The sequence below is a fragment of the Actinophytocola sp. genome (genome assembly GCF_036555685.1).
Classification (GTDB): Bacteria; Actinomycetota; Actinomycetes; order Mycobacteriales; family Pseudonocardiaceae; genus Actinophytocola.
Map to the genome: position 1 here is coordinate 43,777 of NZ_DATBKY010000286.1, position 11,316 is coordinate 55,092.

The window sequence follows — 11,316 nt, forward strand, 5'->3', positions numbered from 1 at the left end:
CCGCCGTCAGGCGAAGTCCGGTGTGTACATGCCGCTGAGGAACTCCACCAGCAGCCGCTCGCGCAGCCGCGGCGCCGCGACCGCGAGCATCGAGTTCACCTCGGCCATCCGCTCCGGCGCGGCGACGCCGGTCATGCCGGCCGCGGCGAGCAGGCCGGCGAACTGCTCGGGCGTGAGCCCGGCCGGGTCCAGCGCGCCGATCGCCGCGACCAGGTCCGGCGCGAGGCGCACCGGGCCGGCCTTGCGTGCGGCGGCCACGGCGTCGGCGAAGTCGGTGAGCAGCGCCTGCTCGGTGCCGCTGTTCGCGGCCGTGACCGTGAGGTGCAGGTTCGCCGGGGAGGCCGCGAACCCGAACTGCGGCTGCACGTACCAGCGCCGCGCGGTCATCTCGTCGGCCACGGTGAACACGTCGAAGTCGTCGGTGGCGGCCGCGACCGCGAGCAGGGTCGAGATCGGGTCGCCCAGCACGCGCAGGCCGTCGATCGCCTCGACGCCGGCGCGGATCCGGCGGACGGCCGACAGCGTGAGCGACGCCAGCCGCGCGTAGCCGGCGTCGCCGAGGTGGCGCAGTACCGCCCACGCCGCGGCCAGCGGGCCGCCGGAGCGGGTGGACTGCAGCGTCGAGTTCAGCATCGTGTACCCGGGCCAGCGGGCGCTCGCGAAGTACTGCGCCCGCCGCAGGTCCGCCGAGGCGTGCAGCAGCACAGATGTCCCTTTTGGACAGTAGGCGTACTTGTGCAGGTCGACTGACAGGCTCGTCACGCCGGGCACGGACAGGTCGAAGTCCGGCACCACGACACCCAGCCGGCGGAAGTGCGGCAGCACCCAGCCGCCGATGCACGCGTCCACATGGCACCGCACGCCCCGCTCGGCGGCAGCGGCGGCGACGGGCACGACGGGGTCGACGACGCCGTGGGCGTAGGACGGGGCGCTTACCACGACGAGGACGGTCCGGTCGTCGAGCGCGGCGGCAATCGCGTCGGCGTCCGCCTGGAACGACACCGGGTCGACCGGCACGCTGACCGTCTCGACTCCGAAGTAGTGGGCCGCCTTGTGGAACGCGGCGTGCGCGGTGGTGGCGAGCACCATGCGCGGCCGGTCGATCTCCGGCCGCGCGTCGCGGGCGGCCTGCACGGCCAGCAGGCAGCTCTCGGTGCCGCCGGAGGTCACCGAGCCGGCGGTCGCCGGGCCGCCGCCGAGCAGCGCGGCCGCGGTCGCGACGACGTCGTTCTCCATGCGCATCAGGCTGGGGAAAGCGGTGGGGTCGAGCCCGTTGGCCGAGCTGGCGAGCGCGTGCGCCCGCGCGGCCAGATCATCCACACCGGACAGCCCGCTGTCGTAGACGTAGGCGAGCGTGCGGCCGCCGTGGGTCGGCAGGTCGCCGGCCCGCAGCGCGCGCAGCTCGTCGAGTACCTGGTCGGCGGGAACTCCGGCGGTCATGCGGATACCTCCAGCGCGCGCCGGCGCAGCAGCGGCAGCCCGGCGAGGGCGAACAGGGCGGGGACGAGGGCCGCACCGAGGACGACGGCGGTGACCGCGCCGGATGGCTGCGTGACGTCCGTGCCTGCTGAGGACACGTAGCCGCCGATCGCCAGCACGAGCCCGTACAGGGCAGGGCCGAGCGCGAGGCCGAGCGTCTCGCCCGCGGTCCACACGCCGGCGAACAGGCCCGCGCGGATCTGGCCGGTGCGGCGCTCCTCGGCGCTGATCACGTCGGGAAGCAGGGCGAGCGGGAAGACCTGCATGCCGGCGTACCCGACGCCGACCACCGCGGCGAACGCGACCGCGGCCCACGTGGGGAACACCCGCGCGCCGAGCATGCCGAGCACGCCGGCGGTGAAGACGAGCGTGGCGACGATGTAGCCGATCCGCTTGCCGAACCGGAGCGCGACCCGTTGCCACACCGGCATCACGAGCAGCGCGGGCGCGACGAAGGCCGCGAACAGCAGCGACTGCAGTCCCTTGTCGCCGATCGCGACGCGGGCGACGTAGTCGACCCCGGCGAGCAGCGTCCCGATGCCGACGGCCTGGATCACGAACGCGCCGAGCAGCCAGCGGAACGGCCGGCAGTCGCGGATGGCGGCGAAGACCTCGCGCCAGTTCGACACCGACGGCAGGACCCGGCCGAACGGAACGCGCGCCGTGCCGATGAACACGCCGACCGCGCCGAGGATGATCACGACGCCGACCGCGATGCCCATGATGCGGTAGCCGGCGATCCCGCCGACGGCGTCGCGGACCGCGGGCGCGCCCGCGCCGGACACCAGGATCGCGATGGCCAGCACGGCGATCCGCCACGCGGTCAGCCGGGTGCGCTCGTCGGGGTCACCGGTCATCTCGGCCGGCAGGGCGTTGAACGGCACCTGGAAGAACGCGAACGCGGTGGCGCACAAGAGGAACATTCCGGCCACGTACAGCGCGTCGATGGCCGCCGAGCCGGTGTTCGGGCCGGCGAACAGGCCCGCGAAGAAGATCGCGAGCGCGATGCCGCCGCCGATCAGGTACGGCCTGCGGGCGCCGATGCGCGTGTGCGTGCGGTCGCTGATGCGGCCCGCGATCGGGTTGAACACGACGTCCCATGCCTTGGGCAGCAGGACGAGCAGCCCCGCGACCGAGGCCGGCACGGCAAGCGTGTCGGTGAGGTACGGCAGGAGCAGCAGCCCCGGCACCGTGCCGAACGCGCCGGTCGACAAGGAGCCGAGCGAGTACCCGAACCGCGTGCGCACGGGCAGCCGGTCCACCTCGGTCGGAACGTGAGCCGAATTCATCATTGCGCGGGACCCTACGGTCGGCAGGAGCGCGCGTCCAGTGGATGCGCGCGGTCCGGCGATCGGACGTGGCGAGTCCATCACCCCGGTAGCCCGAGTCCAACACCCGCCCCGATCCAACGTCGCGGCGGCGCGCCAATCCCGCGCGCGGTGGGTCGGCGGGTCGGAGCCCCGCGGCGCGAGGCGGGTGGGTCAGTCCCAGGCGAGGGTCAGGCGGACGTGCTTCTTGTCGATCACGTATGCCGCCGCCACGTCCGTGCCCGCCGGGTACGCGTCGATGCGCAGGCCGTCCGAGTCCGGGCGGCCCGCCCCGTCCCATGCGGACACGTGCGCCGCGAGCTCGTCGGCGATGCGATCGGCGCCCGCGGCCACGAGCTCACCGTTGTCGCTGATCAGCGTGGCCAGGCCGAAGTCGTCGAGGATGCCGGCCGTCGTGGCGCCGGGCGGCCCCTGCAGCGGGGCGGCCGCGAGGCGCGGGTCGGGCTCGTGCGACCCCAGCGCGAACCACCGCGGCTCGCGGATCGCCAGCCACAACGCCAGCCCGTCGAACAGCTCCATCTGTGTGGGCGACACGCCAGTGCGTACCTCGCGCTCGGGTGCGGCCAGCGCCTCCAGCACGGCCGCGGTGTCGATCTCGCGACCCTCGGGCAGCGAGAGCGTGAGGTGGGTTTCCTTGTCCAGCACGAAGTTCCGGTCCGGGCCGGCGGACGCGCCACGCATCCGCATGAACCCGCAGGGCCGGGCGGACCTGCTGGTCCAGTGCTCGTCCTCGCGCTCGAAGCACACCGACCGCTGCACGCCGCGCAGGTCGAGCGGGACGACGAGCCGGCCGTCCGGAGCGAGCTGCTCGTGCCAGGCCGGCGCGAGGTCCCAGACGCCGACCGTCGCGATGATCCGGTCGTACGGGCCGTGCGCGCGGTCGCCGAGCGCGCCGTCCGAGGTGAGCACCGTGACGCCCGCGGTGCCCGCGGCGGACAGGTTCTCCTCGGCCCGGCCGACGATCTCCGGGTCGAGGTCGATGCTCACGACGTGCCCCTTCGGGCCGACGATGTGCGCGATCAGCGCGGCGTTGAACCCCGTGCCGGCGCCGATCTCCAGCACGCGCTGGCCCCGGGCGACCTCGAGCTGGTCGAGCATGATCGCCATGATCGTGGGCTGGGACGACGAGCTCGACGGCATCCCGCTGTCGTCCCACTTGGTCACGATCGCCTCGTCGCGGTACGCGACGTCCGGCGCCACGTCGGGCAGGAAGATGTGCCGTGGCACGGTGCGCAGCGCGTCCGCCACCAGCGCGTCGACCGCACCGCCGCGCTCGCGGACCGTGGCGAGCAACTGCTCGCGCAACCCGTTCAGCTCGACGCCCAACGTGCCTCCCGTTCGTTGAAACCGACCGCAATGCTCCCATTGCCGACACCGTCGCCGGCAACCCCCAAAACGAGGCGACGGTGCCCCGCCGGCAACCGGCGGGGCACCGTCGCCTGTGGATCTACTGCGACCGCTGGTAGGCGCGGAACGCCCGGGTGGCGAGCCAGACCGCGGCGAGCGCGACCGCGAGCAGCCCACCCAGCCGTGGCCAGATCGCCGCCCATTCGGGGCTCGCCGACAGCGCCTCGCGGCTGGCGACGACCGTCCAGTCGACCGGGTTGTACGCCGACACCGTCCGGATCCACTCCGGTGCCGACTCGCGGGCCATCATCGCCGAGGACAGGAACGACAGCGGCAGCGTCAGCATCGTGGAGAAGCCGATCAGCGACTCCCGGGTGCGCAGCATGAGCGCCATCCCGTTGGACAGCGACGCGAACGCCGCGGCCAGCAGGACCGACGCGCCGAGCATGATCACCACGCCGGCGACGCCGCCGGTGAACGACGCACCCAGCAGCAGGCCGATGACCACGATGATCAAGCCCTGCACGACGATCGTCACCGCCTGGTTCGCGACCGACGAGACCATCATCGCCATCCGGCTCACGGGCGAGGACAGCATCCGGTCCATGACCCCGCGCTCCATGTCGTCGATGAAGCCCATGCCGGCCCACCCGCTGGTGAACAGCACGGTCATCACGACGACGCCGGGCGTGAGGAAGTCGATGTAGGACCCGGACGCGAAGCCCGGCAGCTCGACCACCCGCTTGAACAGCTGCCCGAACAGCAGCAGCCAGATCATCGGCTGGATAAGCATGATCACGACGAACGCGGGCTGGCGCGCGGTGGCGCGCAGCAGCCGGCCGGTCAGGTACGCCGAGTGCGGCGCGACAGTGGACGCGCCTGCGTGCCCGCTCATGCCGCCCTACCTTCCGCGGCCGCGAACGAGCGGCCGGTGTGTCGCAGGTAGACGTCGTCGAGCGCCGGCCGGGCGACCGTGACCGCCGCGACCGGGACCGACTCCTTCTCCAGTGCCGCGAGCACCGCGGGCACGGCCGACGCGCCGTGGTCGACCCGCGTGCGGATCGTCCGGCCCTCGACGGTGACCTCGCGGGCGCCGGCGAGCCCGCCGATCGCGGCGCGGGCGCGCGCGAGGTCGGCGGCGAGGTCGGCCTCGGGCGACAGCTCGATCACCACCGCGTCGCCGCGCAGCTCGCTCTTGAGCTGCTCGGGGCTGCCCTGCGCCACGGCCCGACCGCGGTCGACGATCAGCAGCCGGTCCGCGAGGTGGTCGGCCTCCTCGAGGTAGTGGGTGGTGAGCATGACCGTAAGCCGCTCGTGCGAGGTGAGCCTGCCGATCTCCGCCCACATCTCGGCCCGGGCCTGCGGGTCCAGGCCGGTCGTCGGCTCGTCGAGGAACAGCACCTGCGGGCTGTGCACCAGCCCCATGGCGACGTCGAGCTTGCGCTGCATGCCGCCGGAGTACGTCCGCACCACGCGCTTGGCCGCCTCGGCCAGGCCGAACCGCTCGAGCAGCTCGTCGACACGGGCCCGCACCGGCTTGCCGCGCATGCCGTGGATCCGGCCGGCCAGCAGCAGGTTCTCCCGGCCGGTCGCCATCGGGTCGGTGCCCGACCCCTGGGTGACGACGCCGATCGTGCGGCGCACGTCGTTCGGCCGGCGCAGCACGTCGATGCCGGCGACCGACGCGGCGCCGCTCGTCGGCCGCGACAGCGTGGTGAGGATCTTGATGGTCGTGGACTTGCCGGCGCCGTTGGGGCCGAGCAGGCCGAACACGGTGCCGGCCGGCACGGTGAAGCCGAGCCCGGCCAGCGCCTCGACCTGGCCGTAGGTCTTGACGAGCTCGTCGGCGACGATCGCCGGCGCACCGCCCGGCGGGGCGGACGCGGAGTGGCGGCCGGCCGTGGCGCGCCCTGTGGACATGGTCATCTGCTGACCCTTCCTGGTGGTGTGACCAGGTCGATCCGCGCAAACGGCCAGCTACAGTGGAAAGCGCAGCCTGGGTATGCGAGCCGTCACGGATCGAATCCTGGGTTTCTGGTCGCTGGCCGGGTGTTGCCGCACCCGGCCAGCGCTGCGTCTGGCTCCCCTCCCCCTTCTCCCCGATCGCGTATATCCGAAGTCGAGTATGATACTGACATCACGATGACGTCAAGACTGATGTCACCATGCCTACGCGACTACTCGACGCGGCGCAGGTGCGCGCTCGCCCGGGCCCAGTCCGCCTCGCTCGGAAGATCGCCGCCCTCGTGCGCGCGCTGCCAGACCTCCAGGCCCTCGAGCGAGCCGTTCTTGAGCTTGTCGATCAACTCGCGGACGAAATCCCGCTCGGCGCGGCGCAGCGCCCGGGCGTAGTCCGACTCGATCGCCCAGAGGTAGGGCATGCCCTGCCGGGCCATCTCGTCCAGCACGCCACCCATCGCGGCGATCTCCGCGTCGAGCCGGCTGAGCCGGGTCTCCAGCAGCCGTCGCACGTCGTCGGGCGCGATCACCGGCATCAGCGACAGCGCCGCCTCGAACTGGGTGAACTCCTTGACCGGCAGGGAAAGCAGGTCGGACATCCAGTCGACCAGCTCGACGCGGCCCTGGTCGGTGATCGCGTAGACCGTGCGCTCGGGCCGGCGCCCCGCGCGGATGGTCTCCTGCACGTCGATGAGCTCGTGCCGCCGCAGCGACTCGACCACCGAGTACAGCGAGCCGTAGTTGAGCTTGATGCTCTCCTCCTTGGCCCGCTCCCGCAGCGTGTTGGACATCTCGTACGGATGCATCGGCCGCTCCGAGAGCAGTGCCAGCACGGCCAGCGCCAGCGGGTTGGACACCTTCCGCTTCCTCATGGCAGCCACCGTACCGCAAATATCCGAATTCGAGTACTCACCTTCGAGGAAGCATGCTCGGTGTTGAATTGGGGACGTGACCGAACCTCAGACGGAATACCGCCAGTACCGCTTCACGCTGCCGCCCGGCGGCACGGACATCCTCCTCGTGCGGCACGGCGAGTCCGCGCCCGCGCGCGAGGGCATGGAGTTTCCGATGGTCGACGGGCACGGCGACCCGCCGCTCGCCGCGGAGGGCGAGCGCGAGGCGGTGCTGGTCGGCGAACGCCTGGCGGTCGAGCCGCTCGACGCCCTGTACGTGTCGGGACTGCGCCGCACGGTGCAGACCGCGGCGCCGCTCGCCGAGAAGCTCGGGATCACGCCCGCGGTCGAGCCGGGGCTGCGCGAGGTCAAGCTCGGTGACTGGGAGGGCGGGCTGTTCCGCATCCGCGTCTCGGAGAACCACGAGATCGCCCAGCGCATGTTCCAGACGCAACGCTGGGACGCGATCCCGAACGCCGAGTCCACAGAGGACCTCGCGGCCCGGGTGCGGGCGGCGATCGAGCGGATCGCCGCGGCACACCCCGACCAGCGGGTGGCGGTGTTCACGCACGGCGGCGTGATCGGCCAGGTGGTCGCGATGGCCACCGACTCGAAGCCGTTCGCGTTCATCGGCGCGGACAACGCCTCGATCACCCAGCTCGTGGTGACCGACGGGCGCTGGATCGTACGCCGGTTCAACGACACCGCACACCTGCATCCGGCGTTCACGGTGCGCGCGGAACCCCTGACCTGACAAGGAAAGCGCCCTCGTGTCGCACGGCACGAGGGCGCCTTCGCTCACCTCTCCGCCGCGTACTGCCGGAACACCTCGCCCGGCGACAGCGCGCGGTCGAGGAACATCAGGTCGTCCATGCGGCAGTCGCACGGGTTGCGTTCGACGTTGTTCTGCGGGAAGCTCCCGCCGATCTTGATGCCGCGCGGGTCGCTCGCCGTCGTGACGTCCGGCTCGGGCGGCCCGTCGACGAGCCAGGGATCGCCGGCGACCGTGTAGAAGCCGTCGAGCGGGCGGCCGTTCTTGTACAGGGCCATCTCGCCGGTGTCGTAGTCGAACGTGGCGGCCAGGAACACCCATTCGCCCGGCGGCAGGACCGCCTGCCAGTCCTGGTCCGCGGCGAACGTCTGCGAGCTGCCGCCGTCGACGCGCCGGCCGAGCGCCACGACCCGCAGCTCGCCCGACACGTCGATCACCTCGAGCAGCGCGCGGACGGCGTGCCCGTCGGAGTCGCCGGTCAGCACGCCGGCGAGCCCGACCGCGTTGTACCGGTCGGCCGGGTCCGCGGTGTTGGTGTTGAGCGCGGGTGCCTCGCCGACGACCTTGAACCAGCCGAGCACGCTGGCCTGCCGCGCGGCGTTGAACCGGTGCAGCGACTCCATGCCGGCGGCGTCGTAGCTGCCGGCCTTCCAGTCGTCGTTGCCGAGCGCCGTCGGGCTGACCTGCCTGGTCCGCAGGACGTGCCCGCCGCGATCGTGCTCGCGCATCGCGGCGCCGCCGTTGACCAGCCACATGTCGGTGTGCGACCGGCCTCGATCCCGTTCCACCGCGGGGTTCGCGGGCACCGGGTGTTCGAAGTCGTAGTACGCCACGAGGTTCCGCTGCAGCGACGGGGCCACACCGGATCCGGGCGGGGCGGCACTCGCGGGCACCGGGAGCGCGAGCGCCGTGCACAGCGCCGTCACCACCACGGCCGTCCGGCGCATCACGACCCCGCCGCCGTCCCGGTGACCCGGAAGCCACGCGCGCGACCGATGTTGTCGAACGACCCGAACCCGGTCCGGCCCGACGCGAACGTCCGGTCCACGGCGGTCATCAGCGGATCCTCGGCACCGTCCACATAGACCGCGATCTCACCCGAGTCCGCGCAGTGCACCACGCGCACGTCGTGCCAGTCGGTGTCGGTGATCGCGGGCGGGGCGCCGCGGGACAGCTCTGGGTTCCACTGGTCCTCGATGCGCACCCGGTCCGCGTCGTTCACCACGAAGATCCCGTTGTGCGGGTAGATCGTGTTGTCCGTGGACAGATGCGCGTAGTAGAACCGCGTGTCCGACGCGTACCCGAACACGACGATCACGTCCCGGTTGGTCACCTCGACCGGCGTGTCGAGGCGGACCTTCGCGTCGATGCGGACGGAGCCGAACGCGGGCCCCTTGGTAAGCACGGCGTACTCGAACGGCCGCCGCGGTCCGGGCGGGGCGGTGCCCGCCTCGGCGAGGATGATCTCTTCGCCGCGGAAGTCCCACTTCGCCGGGGTCTTCGGCGCCCAGTCGCCCGCTCCCGCGGCGGCGACCCGGGTGTCGCCGGTGTCGCAGCTCGCGAACCGCTTCGTGCCGGTCACCTTCCACACCTTTCCGTCGGCCTTCGCGAGCAGGTACAGCTCCCCACGGCCGTCGTGGCCGAACCGGAGGTCGACCCGGTCGTCGCCGGCCAGCTGCTGGAACGAGGTCCGGTCGCCGGCGGCGTCGTAGACCATCAGCTGGTGGATCGTGGCCATCGGCCGGCCGTGGCGCATCTCGTTCGCCTCGGTGTAGAACACCCGGCCGTCGACGAGGTCGGTGAACACGTACTTGCCGCGCAGCGCGGGGACGTCGTGTCCGCGGTAGACGAATCCGCCGCTGATCGCGTGCCCGGAGTCGGAGCACAGCGGGTGGCCGGGCGGCGGGTTGTGGTCGAACGCGGCCACCGGGTAGACGTAGCCGAACTGCTCGTCGTTCTCCGGCAACGGGTACACGCCGCACTGCGGATCGCCGCGCTTGTAGACGAACGGGCCCTCGCGCTCGCTCCAGCCGAAGTTGTCGCCGGGCCGGACCTCGTAGACCGACTCGATGCGGTGCTCACCGATGTGGCCGAGGTACATCCGGCCGGTGGCGGTGTCCCAGCTGAAGCGGTGCGGGTCGCGCATGCCGGTCGCGTAGATCTCGTCGAGCACACCGTCGTCGCCGGCGAACGGGTTGTCGCGCGGGATGCCGAACCGGCCGCCGGTGCCGTCGGTGCCCGCCGGGTCGATGCGCAGCAGCTTGCCGTACGGGGTGGTCAGCTCCTGCGGACCGGTCGTCGAGGCACCCAGGCCACCGTCGCCGGAGGCGATGTAGAGCATGCCGTAGTCGCGGCCGCCCTTGCGCGCGGTCGGGTTGAAGTCGATCTGCTGGATCGCATGGACCTGGCCCTTGTAGCCGATGCGCAGGACCTCGCGGCGGGTGCCGCTGAACGTGTCGGCGGCGGGGTCGGCGGCGGTCCACTCGGTGACCACCGCGTGCAGGATCGGGTCGGGCTGGCTCGGCCACGTGGTCGGCTTGGCGAGCCCGGCGCCGTTCTCGCTGTGCACGGTGTAGAGCTTGCCGTTGCGCTTGAAGTCCGGGTGGAAGGCGACGAACCCCGAGCCGGTGCCAAGGCCCCGGCCGGAGAAGAAGTCGGGCGCGAAGACGGCGCCGATGTCGAGGTAGACATGCGGCCGGCGATCGCGGCCGACGAGGTAGACCTTGCCGTTGAGGTCGGGCACGTAGAAGCGGCCCGAGCCGTCCGGGACCTCGCCGAGGTGGTTGATGCGCGCGTGCCGCATGAGGCGCGGGTCGGTCGGCGGTGGAACGGGTTCGGTCTTGGGGAACTGGGCGAACTCCTCGACGGTGATGCCGAGGCCGGACTGGACCGGGTCGGGCAGGGGATCCTGGATGGGTTCGTCGGCCGTGCCCTCGCTCGTGGCGGCCTGCCGTGGTGTGGATTGGGCCGCCGTGGGTTCGGCCGTGGGTTCGGCCGCGGCGGTCGGCCCGGACAGGCCGAAGACCAGTGCGAAGCCGGTGATCGTGCCGAGCCACCGTCTCGTTCGGGACATTTTCGCCCACCACCTTGGGGGGTCGAGGATGCAGGAAAGCGCTTTCCGGCAAGCGCTTTCCCGACCCTACAGACGGCCTCCCCGCACGCGCAAGGTGTGCCGGTGGTCGGATGTCCACAACCAAGATCGCCACCGGCCGATTTCGTCGGTGTCACTCTCGGCCCCGGGGGGCTCGAACTTCGTTTTCGGGCCGGTTGTCCACAGGCTCGGCGGCGACCGCCGAGATTGTCGGCACCTGCCGGTACGGTGGATCCCGGGGGCCGGAGGCCGCGTCCATCCGCCATTCGAGTGAAAGATCAGATCAATCGCGCTCCGGCGAAACCCCCGCCACAACTCAAGGAGTCGTCCCTGCCATGCAGACCCCCGCGAACCCGACCGCACGAAGAAGGGTGCTCGGTGCGATCACGGCGACTGTCACTACCGTGGCACTGATGCCGGCCATGTCCACGTCCGCGAACGCCGACC

9 protein-coding genes are annotated in these 11,316 nt (G+C 72.0%); 1 reads left to right on the top strand and 8 read right to left on the bottom strand.

The window, feature by feature from the left end:
- Window positions 1–6: 6 nt before the first annotated feature.
- The 6 genes from VH969_RS29095 to VH969_RS29120 all read right to left on the bottom strand — a co-directional run bounded on the left by VH969_RS29095 (window position 7) and on the right by VH969_RS29120 (window position 6,985).
- Window positions 7–1,440 (bottom strand): pyridoxal phosphate-dependent decarboxylase family protein, encoded by a 1,434-nt coding sequence (locus VH969_RS29095; RefSeq protein ID WP_331980015.1) that lies wholly within the window; start codon window positions 1,438–1,440, stop codon window positions 7–9.
- Entirely contained in the window at window positions 1,437–2,771 is a 1,335-nt protein-coding gene (locus tag VH969_RS29100; RefSeq protein ID WP_331980017.1) for an MFS transporter, read from the bottom strand. The genes VH969_RS29095 and VH969_RS29100 overlap by 4 nt, the downstream gene beginning before the upstream one ends.
- A gap of 189 nt (window positions 2,772–2,960) precedes the next feature.
- Complete coding sequence (fxlM, locus tag VH969_RS29105) at window positions 2,961–4,133, bottom strand: methyltransferase, FxLD system (RefSeq protein ID WP_331980019.1); 1,173 nt, start codon at window positions 4,131–4,133, stop codon at window positions 2,961–2,963.
- 121 nt (window positions 4,134–4,254) lie between these two features.
- Window positions 4,255–5,049, bottom strand: a complete 795-nt coding sequence (locus VH969_RS29110) for an ABC transporter permease (protein WP_331980021.1) — start codon at window positions 5,047–5,049, stop codon at window positions 4,255–4,257.
- Window positions 5,046–6,080 (bottom strand): efflux ABC transporter ATPase subunit, DrrA-related, encoded by a 1,035-nt coding sequence (locus VH969_RS29115; RefSeq protein WP_331980023.1) that lies wholly within the window; start codon window positions 6,078–6,080, stop codon window positions 5,046–5,048. The genes VH969_RS29110 and VH969_RS29115 overlap by 4 nt, the downstream gene beginning before the upstream one ends.
- A gap of 251 nt (window positions 6,081–6,331) precedes the next feature.
- Window positions 6,332–6,985: a PadR family transcriptional regulator gene (locus tag VH969_RS29120; RefSeq protein ID WP_331980025.1), complete on the bottom strand. Its 654-nt coding sequence runs from the start codon at window positions 6,983–6,985 to the stop codon at window positions 6,332–6,334.
- A 76-nt stretch (window positions 6,986–7,061) separates the two neighbouring features.
- Between VH969_RS29120 and VH969_RS29125 the strand changes: the two genes are divergently transcribed.
- Complete coding sequence (locus VH969_RS29125) at window positions 7,062–7,760, top strand: histidine phosphatase family protein (RefSeq protein ID WP_331980027.1); 699 nt, start codon at window positions 7,062–7,064, stop codon at window positions 7,758–7,760.
- A 44-nt stretch (window positions 7,761–7,804) separates the two neighbouring features.
- Here VH969_RS29125 and VH969_RS29130 read toward each other — a convergent pair whose 3' ends face one another.
- Both VH969_RS29130 and VH969_RS29135 read right to left on the bottom strand, forming a co-directional pair.
- Window positions 7,805–8,725, bottom strand: coding sequence for a LamG-like jellyroll fold domain-containing protein (locus VH969_RS29130; protein ID WP_331980031.1), 921 nt, complete (start codon window positions 8,723–8,725; stop codon window positions 7,805–7,807).
- A complete protein-coding gene (locus tag VH969_RS29135; protein WP_331980029.1) occupies window positions 8,725–10,851 on the bottom strand; it encodes a PQQ-dependent sugar dehydrogenase in 2,127 nt (708 codons plus the stop codon). The genes VH969_RS29130 and VH969_RS29135 overlap by 1 nt, the downstream gene beginning before the upstream one ends.
- Window positions 10,852–11,316: the final 465 nt, after the last annotated feature.